This window comes from Streptomyces sp. NPDC023573, from assembly GCF_055559735.1.
Genome location: NZ_JBVHKB010000009.1, coordinates 116,311 through 131,934 on the forward strand (window position 1 = coordinate 116,311; position 15,624 = coordinate 131,934).

At 71.3% G+C, this 15,624-nt stretch carries 14 protein-coding genes; 9 read left to right on the plus strand and 5 right to left on the minus strand.

What is annotated here, in order from left to right:
* The first annotated feature begins 88 nt into the window (after window positions 1-88).
* A complete protein-coding gene (locus ACZ32T_RS27090) occupies window positions 89-751 on the plus strand; it encodes a TetR/AcrR family transcriptional regulator (RefSeq protein WP_467268645.1) in 663 nt (220 codons plus the stop codon).
* Between the two features lie 212 nt (window positions 752-963).
* On the plus strand, window positions 964-2,484 hold the full coding sequence (locus ACZ32T_RS27095) for an MFS transporter (RefSeq protein ID WP_467369477.1): 1,521 nt from the start codon (window positions 964-966) through the stop codon (window positions 2,482-2,484).
* Between the two features lie 37 nt (window positions 2,485-2,521).
* On the opposite strand, the gene ACZ32T_RS27100 is transcribed toward ACZ32T_RS27095, so the two are convergent.
* Window positions 2,522-3,034 (minus strand): MarR family winged helix-turn-helix transcriptional regulator, encoded by a 513-nt coding sequence (locus ACZ32T_RS27100; protein ID WP_467268640.1) that lies wholly within the window; start codon window positions 3,032-3,034, stop codon window positions 2,522-2,524.
* 181 nt (window positions 3,035-3,215) lie between these two features.
* Between ACZ32T_RS27100 and ACZ32T_RS27105 the strand changes: the two genes are divergently transcribed.
* Complete coding sequence (locus ACZ32T_RS27105; RefSeq protein WP_467369479.1) at window positions 3,216-3,998, plus strand: dioxygenase family protein; 783 nt, start codon at window positions 3,216-3,218, stop codon at window positions 3,996-3,998.
* Here ACZ32T_RS27105 and ACZ32T_RS27110 read toward each other — a convergent pair.
* Window positions 3,946-4,524: a GNAT family N-acetyltransferase gene (locus ACZ32T_RS27110; protein ID WP_467369481.1), complete on the minus strand. Its 579-nt coding sequence runs from the start codon at window positions 4,522-4,524 to the stop codon at window positions 3,946-3,948. The two genes, ACZ32T_RS27105 and ACZ32T_RS27110, sit on opposite strands and share 53 nt — an antisense overlap.
* 151 nt (window positions 4,525-4,675) lie before the next feature.
* Here ACZ32T_RS27110 and ACZ32T_RS27115 point away from each other — a divergent pair, with 151 nt between their 5' ends.
* On the plus strand, window positions 4,676-5,677 hold the full coding sequence (locus ACZ32T_RS27115; protein ID WP_467268634.1) for a sigma-70 family RNA polymerase sigma factor: 1,002 nt from the start codon (window positions 4,676-4,678) through the stop codon (window positions 5,675-5,677).
* Between the two features lie 132 nt (window positions 5,678-5,809).
* Here the strand turns inward: ACZ32T_RS27115 and ACZ32T_RS27120 are convergent, their stop codons facing one another.
* Window positions 5,810-6,790: a helix-turn-helix transcriptional regulator gene (locus ACZ32T_RS27120; protein WP_467369482.1), complete on the minus strand. Its 981-nt coding sequence runs from the start codon at window positions 6,788-6,790 to the stop codon at window positions 5,810-5,812.
* Window positions 6,791-6,851: 61 nt separating this feature from the next.
* Here ACZ32T_RS27120 and ACZ32T_RS27125 point away from each other — a divergent pair, with 61 nt between their 5' ends.
* Window positions 6,852-8,426 carry an MFS transporter gene (locus ACZ32T_RS27125; protein WP_467369484.1) on the plus strand — a complete coding sequence of 525 codons (1,575 nt, stop codon included), beginning with the start codon at window positions 6,852-6,854 and terminating at the stop codon, window positions 8,424-8,426.
* Between the two features lie 14 nt (window positions 8,427-8,440).
* Here ACZ32T_RS27125 and ACZ32T_RS27130 read toward each other — a convergent pair whose 3' ends face one another.
* Both ACZ32T_RS27130 and ACZ32T_RS27135 read right to left on the minus strand, forming a co-directional pair.
* Window positions 8,441-9,187: a DUF6227 family protein gene (locus tag ACZ32T_RS27130; protein WP_467268626.1), complete on the minus strand. Its 747-nt coding sequence runs from the start codon at window positions 9,185-9,187 to the stop codon at window positions 8,441-8,443.
* Between the two features lie 151 nt (window positions 9,188-9,338).
* The gene (locus tag ACZ32T_RS27135) at window positions 9,339-10,403 is read right to left on the minus strand and encodes a P1 family peptidase (RefSeq protein WP_467369486.1); all 1,065 of its coding nucleotides are present in this window, start codon (window positions 10,401-10,403) and stop codon (window positions 9,339-9,341) included.
* Between the two features lie 92 nt (window positions 10,404-10,495).
* Between ACZ32T_RS27135 and ACZ32T_RS27140 the strand changes: the two genes are divergently transcribed.
* The 4 genes from ACZ32T_RS27140 (at window position 10,496) to ACZ32T_RS27155 (ending at window position 15,623) form a co-directional block, all read left to right on the plus strand.
* Window positions 10,496-11,371 (plus strand): helix-turn-helix domain-containing protein, encoded by an 876-nt coding sequence (locus ACZ32T_RS27140; protein WP_467268622.1) that lies wholly within the window; start codon window positions 10,496-10,498, stop codon window positions 11,369-11,371.
* Window positions 11,372-11,532: 161 nt separating this feature from the next.
* The gene (locus ACZ32T_RS27145) at window positions 11,533-12,387 is read left to right on the plus strand and encodes an ABC transporter ATP-binding protein (RefSeq protein WP_467268620.1); all 855 of its coding nucleotides are present in this window, start codon (window positions 11,533-11,535) and stop codon (window positions 12,385-12,387) included.
* 72 nt (window positions 12,388-12,459) lie between these two features.
* Window positions 12,460-13,524 (plus strand): iron-siderophore ABC transporter substrate-binding protein, encoded by a 1,065-nt coding sequence (locus ACZ32T_RS27150; protein WP_467369488.1) that lies wholly within the window; start codon window positions 12,460-12,462, stop codon window positions 13,522-13,524.
* A complete protein-coding gene (locus ACZ32T_RS27155) occupies window positions 13,521-15,623 on the plus strand; it encodes an iron ABC transporter permease (RefSeq protein ID WP_467369490.1) in 2,103 nt (700 codons plus the stop codon). The genes ACZ32T_RS27150 and ACZ32T_RS27155 overlap by 4 nt, the downstream gene beginning before the upstream one ends.
* Window position 15,624 lies beyond the last annotated feature (1 nt).

A 15,624-nucleotide genomic window follows, 5' to 3' on the forward strand; every position in this document is an offset into this window, starting at 1 on the left:
CCCTCCCCGTTTGCACCTGTGTCCCCGCGAAACGGGGACACGGTCCCCGCTTGAAGCCAGGGCCGGTCACCGAACGGGAAGGGAAGCCGTGAAGTCCGTCGCCTCCGTCGCCACCTGCGCCGCACAGCGCCGTACGTCCCGTCCGCGGGCCGACGCGTTGCGCAACCGTGAGCGGATCGTGGCGGCCGCGCGCGAGATGTTCGTCGAGTTCGGCCCGGATGTGCCGCTCGACGAGGTCGCGCGGCGGGCGGGAGTCGGCAACGCCACGCTCTACCGCAACTTCCCCGACCGGGCGGCCCTGATCCACGAGGTCGTCCTGGCCGTCACCTCCCGTACCACCGACCGGCTGGAGGAGGCCGTCGCGGCCGAGTCCGACCCCTTCGCCGCCCTCAGCCGCTTCGTGCACGCGGCGGCCGACGAACGGATCGGCGCCCTGTGCCCGATGCTGTCCGGCGGCTTCGACAACGACCATCCCGAACTGCTCGCCGAGCGCCGACGCCTCGAAGAGGCCGTCGACGGGCTCGTGGAGCGTGCCATGTCCGCAGGGAGGCTGCGCACCGACATCGCCGTCGGTGACGTACTCGTCGCCCTCTCCCAGCTCACCCGGCCGCTGCCCGGCATCGCCTGCCTGGACATAGACCGGTTCACCCACCGCCATCTGCAGCTGTTCCTGGACGGTCTGGAAGCCCCGGCCCGCTCCGAGCTGCCCGGCTCGGCGGCGACCTTGGAGGACCTGCGCAGCGGGCGCTGACACCCGCGCACCGGAAACCTACCCACAGCCCTCAGTAGACCCACAGCCCTCATCACGCAGCCCTCGGCGGCCGCACCAGCCCTGAAAGCCGGCCCGGACCTGATGTGTCCGGCCGTCGGCACCGTTCGCCCTTTTCCGGTTCCGCACACGGGTCCGTCCCGCGGCCCGTGCGCCGGACCCGCGACTCTTCGTGTCCTTAGGTGGCTACTCCCATGTCGAAAACAGCCGGCACCCTTCCGGATCCCAGCCGCTGGAAAGCGCTGGCGTTCATCGCCCTCGCCCAGCTGATGGTCGTGCTCGACGCGACCATCGTGAACATCGCCCTGCCCTCCGCCCAGACCGACCTGGGCATCTCCGAGGGAAACAAGCAGTGGGTCATCACCGCCTACGCCCTCGCGTTCGGCGGTCTCCTCCTCTTCGGCGGACGCATCGCCGACCTGTGGGGCCGTAAGCGCACCTTCGTCGTGGGCCTGCTCGGCTTCGCCGCGGCCTCCGCACTCGGTGGCGCGGCGACGGGTGAGGCGATGATGTTCGGCTCCCGCGCCCTCCAGGGTGTCTTCGGCGCACTGCTCGCCCCGGCGGCCCTCTCCCTGCTCGCCGTGATGTTCACGGACGCCAAGGAGCGCGCCAAGGCCTTCGGTATCTACGGGGCCATCGCCGGTGGCGGTGGCGCGGTCGGCCTGATCCTGGGCGGCTTCCTGACCGAGTACCTGAACTGGCGCTGGACCTTCTTCGTCAACATCCCGTTCGCGATCATCGCCGCCGCCGGTGCCTACTTCGTCATCCGTGAGCCGGCCGGCAGCCGCAACCGCTCGCCGCTCGACATCCCCGGTGTCGTCCTCTCCACCCTTGGTCTGGTCGCGCTGGTGTACGGCTTCACCCGCGCCGAGTCGGCCGGCTGGTCTGACTCGCTGACCATCGGCATGTTCGTCGCGGCCGGGGTGCTGCTGGCGGCCTTCGTGGCCACCGAGGCGCGCGTGAAGTCGCCGCTGCTGCCGCTGCGCGTGCTGATGGAGCGCAACCGTGGAGGGGTCTACCTCTCGCTCGGCCTCGCCATCATCGCGATGTTCGGGCTCTTCCTCTTCCTGACGTACTACCTGCAGGTGGTCCAGGGCTACTCGCCGGTCAAGACCGGCTTCGCGTTCATGCCGATGATCGTCGGCATGATCACCGGTTCCACGCAGATCGGCGCCCGGCTGATGACCCGGGTCCCGCCGAGGCTGCTGATGGGCCCCGGGTTCCTGGTGGCGGCCGTCGGCATGCTGCTGCTGACCCAGCTGGACATCAACACCTCGTACACGGCGGTCATCCTGCCGGGCCAGCTGCTGCTCGGCCTGGGCATGGGTACGGCGTTCATGCCGGCCATGTCACTGGCCACGCACGGCATCGAGCCGCGTGACGCGGGGGTGGCCTCCGCGATGGTGAACACCTCGCAGCAGGTCGGCGGGGCCATCGGCACGGCGCTGCTCAACACCATCGCCGCCGGTGCCACCACCGCGTACGTCGCCGACCACGCGGCCGGTGCGAGCGACCCGAAGCTGCTGGAGCTGCAGGCCATGGTCGCCGGCTTCTCCAGTGCCATCTGGTGGGCGGTCGGCATCCTGGTCGCCGCCTCGGCCGTCGCGGTGGCCCTGATCAACACCGGACGTCCGGGCACCGGCGCCGCGAGCGGCTCGGGGGACCTGGCGGACGGGATCGAGGACGAGTTCAGGATCCCGGTCGTCGCGCACTGAGCGCACGGCTCCGTAGGTCGGTCTGCCCTGGTTCCGCTCAGCGGAGCCAGGGCAGATCCGCGTCCGTGCCCTCCGGCTGCAGGCCGGTGGCGATGACCTGCATGATCTCGCCGAGGCTCTGTACCTGCGCAGGACTGAGCCGGGCGAACATCGCCTGGCGTACGGCCTCGACGTGCCCCGGTGCGGAGCGCGCCAGCATGGCGTAGCCCTCGTCCGTGAGGATCGCGTTCTGGCCGCGCTTGTCGGAGGGGCAGTCCTCGCGGCGGACCCAGCCGTTCTTCTCCAGCCGGGCGACGGCGTGCGAGAGGCGGGACCGGGTGATCTTGGCGTCCTTGGCCAGCTCGGTCATGCGCTTCCGCCGCCGGGGGGCCTGGGAGAGGTTGACGAGCAGTCCGTAGTAGACGTGCGGCATGCCCGCGTCGCGCTGCAGCTGGCGGTCGAGATGGTCCTCCATGAGCGTGGTGGCGTGGAGGTAGGCGCGCCACACGCTCTGCTCTTCGTCGGTGAGCCACCGGGGCTCGCCGGGTGATGCCGTGGTCATGTACTCCACTGTACGACCTTTTCTTGAAAGTTGAACTAGATAGAGCTAAGGTCTCTGGTAGTTGGAACTTGAAGATTCAAAGACCTGGTTCCGAGGGGCCGGTCGCGAATCCGCAGTGCTCGCGCAGATGCCGGTTCCCGGTACCTGTATTGAACACACATACCTTGATCGGCAGAGGAACGGGAGCGTCATGACAATCGCCGCGGAACGTATGCCCGCCCTCTACCTCTCCCACGGCGCGCCGCCGCTCGCCGACGACCCGGTCTGGCCCGGCGAGCTCGCCGCCTGGTCGGCGGGGCTGCCCCGGCCCAAGGCGATCCTGATGGTCTCCGCGCACTGGGAGGAGGCCCCGCTCGCTCTCGGCGCCACCGGGACAGTGCCGCTCGTCCACGACTTCTGGGGCTTTCCCGAGCACTACTACCAGGTCGGCTACGCCGCCCCGGGTGCCCCGGAGCTCGCGGACGACGTCCGCAAGCTGCTGCGCGGCGCCGGGACCCCGGTCCAGGACATCCCCGACCGTGGCCTCGACCACGGGGCGTACGTGCCGCTCGTCGAGATGTTCCCGGGTGCCGACATCCCCGTTCTCCAGATCTCGATGCCGACGCTCGACCCGCAGAAGTTGATGGCCGTCGGGCGCAAGCTCGCCCCGCTGCGCGACGAGGGCGTGCTGATCATCGGGAGCGGCTTCTTCACGCACAACCTGGCGGCGCTGCGGCACTCCGGGGGTTCCACGCCCGGCTGGTCGGCGGAGTTCGACGACTGGGGGCACCGGGCGCTCCAGGCGCAGGACGTCGACTCCCTGCTGGACTTCGAGCACGCGTCACCGGCCGGCCGGCTGGCCCACCCCCGCACGGAGCACTTCGCGCCGCTGTTCGTCACCCTCGGAGCGGCCGAGGGCGAACTCGATCAGGGGCGCAGTGTCATCGACGGCTTCTGGATGGGTCTGGCGAAGCGCTCGGTGCAGTTCGGCTGAGCATCGGCTTCTCGTACCAGGCCACGTCCCAGTACCGGCCGAACTTCCGGCCCACCTCCGTGTAGGTGCCGATGTGCCGGAAACCGAAGGTGTGGTGCAGCCGGGCCGACGCCTCGTTCGGCTGTGCGATGCCGGCGTACGCGCGGTGGACGTCCTCACCGGCCAGCGCCTCGAACAGCGCCTTGTACAGGAGGGTGCCGACGCCGCGGCCCGTGGCCCCGGGAGCGCAGTACACGCTCACCTCGACCGAGGTGCTGTAGGCGGCCTTGGGGCGGAAGGGGCTGCTGGTGGCATAGCCGAGGACATGCGGAGCGTTGTGCCGGGTACTCGGTTCCAGAGCAACCAGGAGCCGGTGGGGGCCGTCTTCCGGATGGGAACGCAACCACGGCAGGCGCTCCTGCGGAGTGAAGGCAGCCGTGTCGAAAGTGAGCGCCGTCTCACGGACGTAATGGTTGTAGATGTCCGTCAGGGCGTCCAGGTCGGCTTCCGTACCGGGCCTGACCTGCACTTCTGTGGGTATCTGCACCTTGTGTCCTCGCGTTCGGGGGCGACAGGGTACTGCATGATCTCGAAAGTGAATGGCCCCCGTGGGAATTCTGTCCGGATTCCAGTCGTTGTTTCCATCGGATGCAGGGCACCCGGGAGGGTGTCGCGACCTACTCAGCAAGGGAGCACGCATGGCAACCCGTGCCGTCGCCCGTCGTTCGTCCGCCAGCACCGGCGGGACCGACCGGGCAAGCAGTGTTCGCGCCGTGGGCGGGGAGATCGCCGATCGCGACCTGGTCGGCATGTACCTGGACGAGATCGCTCGCACACCGCTGCTCGACGCCGCCAAGGAGGTCGAGCTCTCGCAGACGATCGAGGCGGGCGTCTTCGCCCAGCAGATCCTCGACGGAGTGGTGGAGAGCGAGGCCGGCGGAGCGAAGCGTGAGGAGCTGGAGGCGCTCGTCGCCGAGAGTGAGCGCGCCAAGGACATATTCATCCGCTCCAACCTGCGGCTCGTCGTTGCCGTGGCCAGGCGCTACCCCAGGGCGGGTCTGCCCCTGCTCGACCTGATCCAGGAGGGGAACGCCGGCCTGGTGCGCGCGGTCGAGAAGTTCGACTACGCCAAGGGCTTCAAGTTCTCGACCTACGCCACCTGGTGGATCCGGCAGGCCATCACGCGCTCCATCGCCGACCAGTCCCGCACGATCCGGCTCCCCGTCCACCTCGTGGAGGAGCTCGGCAGGATCCGGCGTGTGCAGCGTGAGTTCAACCGTGAGAACGGGCGCGACCCCGAGCACGCGGAGATCGCCGCCGAGCTGGATTCCAACGCCGAGCGCGTCGGTAACGTCCTGGACTGGGCCCGTGACCCGGTCAGCCTGAACATGTCCGTGGACGACGACGGCGACACGCAGTTCGGAGACCTGCTGGAGGACACCTCCGCCGTGTCGCCCGAGCAGTCCGTGATGACTCTGCTGCGCAGCGAGGAGCTCGAGGAGCTGATCTCCAAGCTCGACAACCGCACCGCCTCCATCATCAAGATGCGGTACGGCATCGAGGACGGCCGCGAGCGGACCCTCACCGAGGTGGGCAAGCAGCACGGTCTGACGCGGGAGCGGATCCGCCAGATCGAGAAGCACGCGTTGCTCGAATTGAAGCGAATGGCTCACGACACGGGCTTTGACGCTGCGGCGTGAGCCGATAACCCGTAATCTCACCGTCAAGCCGGTTCGCACCGGCCCGACGACCGGTCTCTTTTCCGGTCCCCTGAGCTGAGTCCCGGCGCCCACCCCCCCCGGCGCCGGGGCTCATTCATGTCCGCCCCCCGTTCACGTCGGCTGCCGGGGTGACGCGGCCCGGGTCAGCCGGGCGCCCAGGACGTTCAGGTGCTCCACCAGCTCCGGCGGCCCCTGCACCTCGAACTCGCAGTCCACGAGCGCCAGCCGCAGGGCCACCCACTCCAGCGAGTCGGAGGACACCGTGCGCAGCCGGCAGCTCTGCTCTCCCGTCGGCTCCACCGGCCCGAGCGTCGAGGGCAGGCGTGCCGTCACGAAGCCCGCCGGGGCCCGGAAGGCCACATCGAGGCGCAGCTCGGGCTGGGTACGCGACATCGACCGCGCGAAGAACTCTGCGGCGTCCCCGCTCTCGGTGGGCAGCTCGCGCGGGGTGAACCGGGAGCCGGTGGCGAACGGATCGCTCACCCGGTCCACCCGGAAGGTGCGCCAGTCCTCACGGCCCAGGTCGTACGCCACGAGATACCAGCGGCTGCCCGTGCTCACCAGCCGGTACGGCTCGGCCTGCCTCTTGGAGGCGGTGCCGTCCCCGGAGCGGTAGGAGAAGCGCAGCCGTTCGCGCCCGGTGACCGCCGAGGCGATCGCCGTGAGGGTGCGGGGGTCGATGGTCGAACCGTCGCCGCGGGTGAGCGGCACGGTGGCGTTCTGCAGGGAGGAGACACGGTGCCGCAGCCGTGAGGGGAGCACCTGTTCCAGCTTGGCCAGCGCCCGTACGGACGCCTCGTCGACGCCTTCGATGGCGTGACCGGCCCCGGCCCGCAGGCCCACCGCGATGGCCACCGCCTCCTCGTCGTCCAGAAGGAGCGGCGGCATGGCGGTGCCCGCGACCAGGCGGTACCCGCCGACGGAGCCCCGCGACGCCTCGACCGGATAACCGAGGTCGCGGAGCCGGTCGATGTCGCGGCGGATGGTGCGCGCGGTGACGTCGAGCCGCTCGGCCAGTTCGCTGCCCGGCCACTCGCGAGGTGTCTGGAGGAGCGACAGCAGATTCAGCAGTCGTGCCGGGGTGTCGGTCATGGGTTCAGCATGCCCACCAATTAGGTCACTGTCTGACCTGTTGGGCTCATAGCTTCCTCCCATGACTTCATCCGAATCCCCGCCGGCCACGGCAGCCGCCCGCACGGCGTCGACAGGGCCGGCCTCGCCGCAGGACCCGGCGGACCGGCGCCGCTGGTTCGCGCTCGCGATCGTGATGACCGCGGCCTTCATGGACCTGGTCGACGTCACGATCGTCAACATCGCCATCCCGAGCATCACGCGGGACACCGGCGCCTCGTTCACGTCGATCCAGTGGATCACCGCCGGATACGCCCTGGCCTTCGCGGCCGGTCTGATCACCGGCGGCCGGCTCGGTGACATCTACGGCCGAAAGCGGCTCTTCCTCGTCGGCATAGGGGGCTTCACGATCGCCTCGGCCCTCTGCGGCTTCGCCGTGAACCCGGAGATGCTGGTCGCCTCCCGCATCCTGCAGGGAGGTATGGCCGCGCTGATGGTGCCGCAGGTGCTGTCGATCGTGCACGCCACCTTCCCGGCGCACGAGCGCGGCAAGGTCTTCGGACTGTTCGGCGCGATCGTCGGGCTGGGCGCGGTGTCCGGGCCTCTGCTGGGCGCCCTGCTCACCGAGTGGAACTTCTTCGGCCTCGAGTGGCGGCCGATCTTCCTGATCAACCTGCCCGTCGGCATCGCCGGACTGGTGCTCGGGCGGAAGTTCATCAGCGAGTCCAAGGCGCCGAAGGCACTCCGGCTGGACCTGGCCGGCGTCGCCCTGGTGACGCTCGGCCTCCTCATGCTGCTCTACCCGCTGACCCGGGGACGCGAGCTGGGCTGGCCGCTGTGGGGCCATGTGTCGATGGCCGCCAGCCTCCTGGTGTTCGCGGCGCTCATCGTGTTCGAGCGCCGGAAGGCGGGCCGGGACGGTTCGCCGCTCATCGAACTCTCGTTGTTCCGGGTGAGGAGCTTCGCCGCGGGCACCGCCGTGCAGCTGACCTTCGGGATCGCCCTGGGCATCTTCTTCCTGGTCTGGACGCTCTACCTGCAGATGGGGCTCGGCTGGAGCGCCCTGCGGGCCGGTTCGACCGGGATCCCGTTCTCGGTCGCCGTCTCGGCCGCGGCGGGGATCTCCGTGCAGAAGCTGGTGCCCCGCTTCGGCCGCAAGGTGCTGCAGGCGGGCGCCCTGCTGATGATCGCCGGGCTGCTGCTCTACATCTGGGAGGCCGGACGCTACGGACTGGCCATCAGCCCCTGGCAGATGGTGCTCCCGCTGGTGGTCATGGGCGTGGGCATGGGGCTGATCGTGGCCCCGCTGACGGACGCGGTGCTCTCCGGAGTGCCGAAGGAGCACTCCGGCTCGGCGTCCGGGCTGATCAACACCCTGCAGCAGATGGGCACGGCGCTGGGGCTCGGCCTCGTCTCCGTCGTCTTCTTCGGCTCGATCAGCGACCGGCTGCCGCCGGAAGCGATGGGCGCGGCGTTCGTGGACGCCTTCCAGCAGTCGCTGTGGTGGGTGGCCGGGGTGCTCGCGGTGATCTTCCTCGTAATGTTCGCCCTGCCTGCCAGGCCCCAGGTGCATCTGGAGGGCGGCACCGACGAGGACGCGGGCCCCGGGGAGCCGCAGGACGCAGAGGTCCGTCGGGAGCCCGTGCTGACGAGCTGAACCGGACGGCCGGGTCAGCAGATCCGGGTGCGGTTCTCCATGGCCATGCGGGCGCTCTGCTCGTCGTCGTACACCTCGCACATGTGCCGGCCGTCGGGTGTGGCCGTGTGCTCGACCTCCCACAGGCTCGTCTCGCTGCCGTCCAGGAGGAGGAAGGCGTGCTCGTAGAGCGTGAAACCGGCATCGCGTCCGCCGACGTGGCACTGGCGGCCGAAGACCTGGGTGATGTGGTGGGCGAAGGCGGCGCGGAGGAGTCCGGCCGTCGCGGCGCCCGGCCGGTCGCCGTTCTCCGCGCGGCGCAGGACGCGGCGGGCGTGGTCCGCCGAATTGTCCGGGGCGTACATACGGGGCAGCGGGGCCGGGGGGACGCTCATGAGCAGGGTGAGCGCCTCCAGGTCCTCCCGCAGGCTGTCGTCGCCGAGGGCCGGGGTGTCCCAGAAGCTGCCGGCGAGGCGCGCGGCGGCGACCTGGGCGTCACCCTCGTCGTCGTACAGCTCGTGACTGAGAGGGGCCGGGACGTCCCTGCCGCCGCCGTGGACCAGCTCCCACAGGGTGAGCGTGGTGCCGTCGGAGAGCAGATACGTGTGCCGGTAGGTCTCGCGGTGCAGTACGGAACTGTGGTGGGACGAGTGCAGGGCGCTGCTGTGCGCCAGTGCCGTCCCGAGCCGGTCGACCGTCGTGTCGGACAGGTCGAAGGAGTTGAGGGCGCATCGCAGGAGTCGCTCGAGGTGCTGCTCGGTTGTCTCGTACGGATCGCTCAAGGTGCTGTCTCCAGGCCGTCGCCGCGTGTTACCCGATGCGTGCATAACGTAGTCCCTGGGTCTGACATCGTGACCGGGGTTCGCAAAAAACGTACCGCGCACGCAGAAAGTTCCCACCTGTTCGGGAGGTGTGCGACAGAGTCCGGCCGTTTCAGGAGGTGCCGTAGAGCTCGCCGTACGAGGGGAACGTGCCTCCGGGGCCGTCGGCGCCCCGGGCCGCCCTGACGGCCTTCACGATGGCGCGGGCCAGGGTCTCCGCCCCCGCCGCCAGGATGTCGTTCAGCTCGGCGACGGGTTCCTCGGGCAACGGCATGCGGCCGGTGGCGAGGGCGAAGACGGTGTCCCCGTCGGTGAGCAGGTGGACCGGCCGGACGGCGCGCGCCAGCCCGTCGTGCGCCGTTCCCGCGAGCTTCTGCGCCTGGGCCCGGGTGAGGTCGGCATCGGTCGCGACGACGGCGATCGTGGTGTTGAAGGTGCCCCCCGCCTGATGTGTCCGCTCCCCCCGGATCTCCGCCAGCCGCCGGAGCGCGGCTTCGTGCACCGCGGGCGCGGGGTGCGCGGGCGGCTCTCCCGCGCCGTACTCCCCGTACAGCACCCCCGTCCGTGGATCCACGACGGAGCCCGCGGCGTTGACGACGGCGAGCGCGGCGACCGTGGCCCCGGAGGGCAGGCGCACGCTCGCCGTGCCGACACCGCCCTTGAGCTGCCCGGCCACCGCTCCCGTGCCCGCGCCCACCGAGCCCTCGGGCACCGGCGCGCCCGGCCCGGAGGCGGCGGCGGCCTCCACGGCGGCGCGGCCGGTCGACGCGTCGGGGCGGGCCCGCCACTCACCGCCCCGCCCCAGGTCGAAGAGGCAGGCCGCCGGCACCACCGGGACCACCTGGGACGGGTCCGGGCCGACCCGGACGCCGCGCCCACGCTCCTCCAGCCAGGCCATCACGCCGGACGCGGCGTCGAGCCCGTACGCGCTTCCGCCGGTCAGGACGACCGCGTCGATCCGCTGCACCAGGTTGCGCGGATCCAGGGCGTCCGTCTCCCTGGTGCCGGGGCCGCCGCCGCGTACGTCGACGGCCGCCACGGCTCCCCCTTCGGGGGCCAGGACGACGGTGGTCCCGCTCAGGGCGGCCTCGCCGGGCACCCCGGCGTGCCCGACGCGGATCCCGGCCACGTCGGTCAGCGCGTCCAGCGGACCCCGGCCGGTCGGTTCCTCGGTCATGGAGAGCTCCTCGTGAGTGCGGGTCACCGTGCAGGGGCGAACGTACAGGCGGCGGGCGGGGGAGCGGAGGAGGGCCGGATAGAGTCGTACTCATGTTCCAACCGTCCCCTGGCGACGCGCGTCCCGGGATGTGGCGGCGCGAGGCGGGCACCGTCGTGCGCCGGGTCGCGCCGCTCCACGAGCAGGCGCCGGCCCCGTTCGCCATCATCGCCGGGCTGCGGATACCTCCCGTTCCCACCGAGTGGGCGCCCCACTCGCACTCACTCCACGAGCTGGTCTGGGTACGCGGGGGAACGCTGACGTCCCGGGTGGCCGACCGCGTCTTCACCGTGTCCGAGGGGCAGGGGCTGTGGATGCCCGCCGGGCTGGTCCACGGCGGCAGGGCGACGGCCGGCGCCAGGTTCTACGAGGCCTTCTTCGCCCCCGACCGCGCGCCGTTCGCGTTCGAGGGGCCGCAGGCGATCGCGATGACGCCGCTGCTGGAGTCACTGCTGACCCATCTGTCCCGTACGGACCTCGACACGGGGGCCAGGGCGCGTGCGGAGTCCGTCGTGTTCGACGTGCTCCAGCCGTCGGAACGACAGCTGGTGCTGCAGTTGCCCGGTGACCCGCGGATCGACGCGATCGCCGAAGCGCTGCTGGAGGATCCCGCCGACCCCCGCTCGCTGGAGGAGTGGGCTCGGCGGCTGGGGATCAGCGACCGTACGGTCACCCGCGCGTTCCGCCACGCGACGGGCCTGTCCTTCGCGCAGTGGCGGCAGGTGCTGCGGGTGCACCGGGCGCTGACGCTTCTCTCCGAGGGGCTCGACGTGGCGACCGTCTCCGAGTCGCTCGGCTATGCGCAGCCCAGCACCTTCATCGCCTCCTTCCGGCGGGTCATGGGCACCACGCCGGGCGCCTACTTCGACGTGGACGGCAGCTCGTCCGTGGATGTCCGGAATCCCGTATTGCCTGTCCAAAACTCCTGATTGCCGACGCGGCAAGCGGAACATACCCTTCAGGAGTTAGGCGACCCTAAGTTCTTGTTCGCCGCGCGCGGTGCTTCCGTGCGTGGGAGCGTCCGCTGCCCGGCCGGCGAAAGCCGGACGGAGGGGTCCGTCCCCGTCCCTCCGAGCGTCCGGACCCACCCATGTTCACGAGCCCCTCCCGTCGCCCCGCGGCCGACGCCGCCACACCGGCGGCCGCCCTCAACGGGCACGGCCTGGTGCTGCGGTACAGCGGCACACAGGTCGTCCACGGCGTCTCGCTGGCCCTGGAACCCGGCCGTGCGACGGCCCTGGTGGGGCCGAACGGCAGCGGGAAGTCCACGGTGCTGCGCGCCCTGTCACGCCTGCACCGGGTGGACGACGGCCGGGTGACGCTCGGCGCCCCCGGCGGACCGTCCGAGCGCGACGCGGCCCTGCTCAGCGCCCGTCAGTTCGCACGGGAGGTCACGCTGTTCTCCCAGTCGAGGCCGGCGCCCCAGGGACTGACGGTCGCGGAGGTCGTGGCGTTCGGCCGCCACCCCTACCGGCGTGGCTTCGCCGGACCGACCGCCGAGGACCGGAGCGCCGTCGACCGCGCCATGGGCGTGACCGGCGTACGTGACATGGCGGGCCGGCCGGTCGGGGAGCTCTCCGGCGGGGAGATGCAGAGGGTCTGGCTCGCCGCCTGCCTGGCCCAGGACACCGGCGTCGTACTGCTGGACGAACCGACCAACCATCTGGACCTGCGCTACCAGATCGAGACGCTCGACCTGGTGCGCGATCTCGTCGAGGACCACGGCATCGCGGTCGGGATCGTGCTGCACGACCTCGACCAGGCGTCCCGCGTCGCGGACACGCTGGTCCTGATGCGCTCCGGCCGTGTGCACGCGGCGGGCGCACCCGCCGACGTCCTCACGGCGCAGAACATCGGCGAGGTCTACGACATCCGTGTCGAGGTCGGCTTCGACCCCCGCACGGGCCGCCTCCGCATCGACCCGATCGGGCGCCGTCCCGGCTGAAGCGGCCGGACCCCACCCGCCCGGAGCGGCACATCCGCCGCCGCACACTCATCGTAAGAAAGAGGATCGTTCATGAACCGTGCCCGTCGCCTGGCGGCGTCAGCCTCCGCGGGGCTCATAGTCCTCGCCGCAACGGCCTGCGGCACGACCGCCGTCGACAAGACCGGCGCCAGGAGCAGCGCCGACGCGGCGCCCGCCTCGGAGAGCTGCGCACAGGACACCACGACCACCTCGACGAAGCCCGTCTCCTTCACGGACGGTGTGGGCCGTCAGGTGAAGCTCGACAAGCCCGCCGAACGGATCGCGGTCCTGGAGTGGCAGCAGGTCGAGGACGCCCTGACGCTGTGCGTCACCCCCACCGCCGTCTCCGACGCCAAGGGGTACAGCACCTGGGTCAGCGCGGAGAAACTGCCCGGCGGGGTGACGGACATCGGTACCCGTGAGGAGCCCGACCTCGACACCCTCTACGCGGCGAAGCCCGACCTCATCGTGGTGGAGGCGTTCGACGCCGACGACGAGACCATCGCGAAGCTGGAGAAGCGAGGTGTCCCCGTGATGGCCACGCGGGGCGCGGACCCGAAGGACCCGATCGGGAACATGCGGGAGGTCTTCAGCATGATCGGCGAGGCCACGGGGCGCACCGAGCGGGCCGACCAGGTCCTCAAGGAGTTCGACGCGCACCTCGCGTCGGCGAAGAAGCAGGTCACCGACGCCGACCTGCCGACGAAGGACTTCCTGTTCTTCGACGGATGGCTGGAGGGCGGCAACCTCACCGTCCGCCCCTACAGTGACGGCGCCCTGTTCACCGAGATCGGCAAAGAGCTCGGCATGAAGCCCGCGTGGACCAACGCCGTCAACAAGGCACACGGCGACGGGGGCGTCGACGCCTCGTACGGTCTCGCGCAGACCGACGTCGAGGGACTGACCTCGGTGGGGAACGCCAACCTCTTCTACGCCAACGACGAAGGAGCCGGCGGGTACGTCACCGCCCTGGAGAAGAACCCGCTCTGGAAGTCCATGCCGGCCGTGAAGGAAGGCCGCTCGCACGCGTTCCCGGCCCGGGTGTGGGGCGCCGGCGGTCCGCGCTCCTGCGCGCAGGCGATCGACGCCTACGTCGACGTACTCGACAAGAAGTGACCGCGACACAGACATCGGCACCCCGGAGGGAAGCGCTGCCGCGCGCCGAGCGCGGCAGCGGTCCCACCGGGGTGGCCGTCCTCGTGCTCCTCCTCGTCCTGACCGTCCTGGTGGGCATGTGGCACCTGACGCAGGGGACCTCGGGCGTCGGCGTCACCGACCTGGTGCGGTACATCGGCGGGGAACGGGACGACACCGGCGGGGCACCCGTCGGGGACATCCTCACCGGCTCGCGCCTGCCGCGTCTGTTCGCGGGCGTGGCGGTGGGCATCGCCCTCGGGGCGGCCGGCGCGCTGCTCCAGTCCGTCACGCACAACGCGCTCGCCTCCCCCGACACCCTCGCGGTCACGGCCGGGGCCTACTTCACGCTCTCGCTCGTCGCGGCGTTCGGTCTCGCCGTCCCGCTCTGGGCCTCGGGCGCCGTCGCGTTCGCCGGCGGCCTGGCCGCGGCGGCGCTCGTGCTGCTCCTCGCGGGCCGGGCCGCGGGCACCACCGGCACCCGTCTCATCCTCGCCGGATCGGCGACGGCGCTGGCCCTGGACGCGGCGACCGCCATGGTCCTCATCCTGTTCAAACAGAACACGACCGGTCTCTTCGCCTGGGGGAGCGGTTCGCTCGCCCAGATCAACATCGACGCCTCGGTACGCGCCTTTCCCCTCGTGGCCGTGGTGCTCTGCGCCGCCCTGGCCCTGTCCCGCAGGCTCGATGTGATGAACCTCGGCGACGACGCCGCGGCCACCCTCGGCGTGCCGGTCCGGAGCACCCGTGTGATCGCCGTGATCTGCGCGGTGGTCATGACCAGCACGGCGGTGACACTCGCGGGGCCGATCGCCTTCGTCGGCCTCGGCGCCCCCGTGTTCGCCCGGCTGATCGCGGGGCGTGTACGGGCGCTGCGGCGGCACCTCTTCCTGGTGCCCGCGGCCGGGCTGCTCGGCGCGCTGCTCATCCTGCTCGCGGACGCCTCACTGCGCGCGCTGCAGGGCGCGGACGGGGCCGCCTCCATACCCACCGGTGTGCCGACCGCGCTGCTCGGGTCCGTCGTCATCGTGATCCTCGCGCTCCGCCTCCGCGACACGGGCCGGCTCCGCCAGCCGCCGCACGCACGCGTCGCCGCACGGTCGCGCCGCGCCTTCCTTCTCGTCGTGCTCGGGGCGGTGGCACTCCTGGCCGCGGCGGCCCTCGTCGCGGTCCTCGCGGGCAGCCTGTGGCTCCGGACGGGGGACATCGCGCTCTGGGTCCAGGGCACCGCCCCCGGCCTCGTCGGGCAGGCGCTCGACGACCGGGTCCCGCGTGTGCTCGCCGCGATCCTCGCCGGAGCGGCTCTCGGACTGGCCGGATGCGTCGTCCAGGGTGCGGTACGCAATCCGCTGGCGGAGCCGGGCGTGCTCGGCATCACGGCGGGCGCCGGTCTGGGAGCGGTCGCCGTCGTCACCTCAGGCCTGCCCGGGGGACGGCCGGTGCTCATCGCGGCCGCGGTCGTGACGGGACTCGCCACGTTCGGCCTGATCGCCGTGCTGTCCTGGCGCGGGGGCTTCCTGCCCGACCGGTTCGTACTGATCGGCATCGGCTGCGGGTACGGCATCAGCTCCGTCACCACCTTCCTCCTGCTGCGCGCCGACCCGTGGAACACCCCGCGGATCTTCACCTGGCTCTCCGGCACGACCTACGGGCGTACGTTCCCCGACGTCGTACCGGTCGCGGTGGCCCTGGCGCTCGCGCTTCCCGTGCTGCTCGCCATGCGCGGCCATCTCGACCTGCTCGCCGTCGACGAGGACACGCCGCGCGTCGTCGGCGTCAGGCCGGAACGCACGCGCTTCGTGGCGCTGGGCATCGCCGCGGTGCTGGCGGCGCTCAGCGTGGTCGCGGTCGGTGTCGTCGGCTTCGTGGGGCTCGTCGCCCCGCACCTCGCCCGGTCGCTGGTGGGCGCCCGGCACGGACGGTCGATCCCGGTCGCGATGCTGCTCGGAGCCCTGCTGGTCTGTGTGGCCGACGCGCTCGGCCGCACGGTCGTCGTACCGGCCCAGGTACCGGCCGGCCTCATGATCGCCCTGGTCGGCGCCCCGTACTTCGTCTGGGTGCTCCGGAGGTCCCGTGCGTGAC

What these genes read in the sequence shown, in the direction of transcription:
- ACZ32T_RS27125 (WP_467369484.1), top strand. Translation starts at nt 6,852, where the DNA reads ATGACTTCATCCGAATCCCCGCCGGCCACGGCAGCCGCCCGCACGGCG.
- ACZ32T_RS27135 (WP_467369486.1), bottom strand. Translation starts at nt 10,403, where the DNA reads ATGACCGAGGAACCGACCGGCCGGGGTCCGCTGGACGCGCTGACCGAC.
- ACZ32T_RS27140 (WP_467268622.1), top strand. Translation starts at nt 10,496, where the DNA reads ATGTTCCAACCGTCCCCTGGCGACGCGCGTCCCGGGATGTGGCGGCGC.
- ACZ32T_RS27150 (WP_467369488.1), top strand. Translation starts at nt 12,460, where the DNA reads ATGAACCGTGCCCGTCGCCTGGCGGCGTCAGCCTCCGCGGGGCTCATA.
- ACZ32T_RS27145 (WP_467268620.1), top strand. Translation starts at nt 11,533, where the DNA reads ATGTTCACGAGCCCCTCCCGTCGCCCCGCGGCCGACGCCGCCACACCG.
- ACZ32T_RS27120 (WP_467369482.1), bottom strand. Translation starts at nt 6,790, where the DNA reads ATGACCGACACCCCGGCACGACTGCTGAATCTGCTGTCGCTCCTCCAG.
- ACZ32T_RS27115 (WP_467268634.1), top strand. Translation starts at nt 4,676, where the DNA reads ATGGCAACCCGTGCCGTCGCCCGTCGTTCGTCCGCCAGCACCGGCGGG.
- ACZ32T_RS27095 (WP_467369477.1), top strand. Translation starts at nt 964, where the DNA reads ATGTCGAAAACAGCCGGCACCCTTCCGGATCCCAGCCGCTGGAAAGCG.
- ACZ32T_RS27105 (WP_467369479.1), top strand. Translation starts at nt 3,216, where the DNA reads ATGACAATCGCCGCGGAACGTATGCCCGCCCTCTACCTCTCCCACGGC.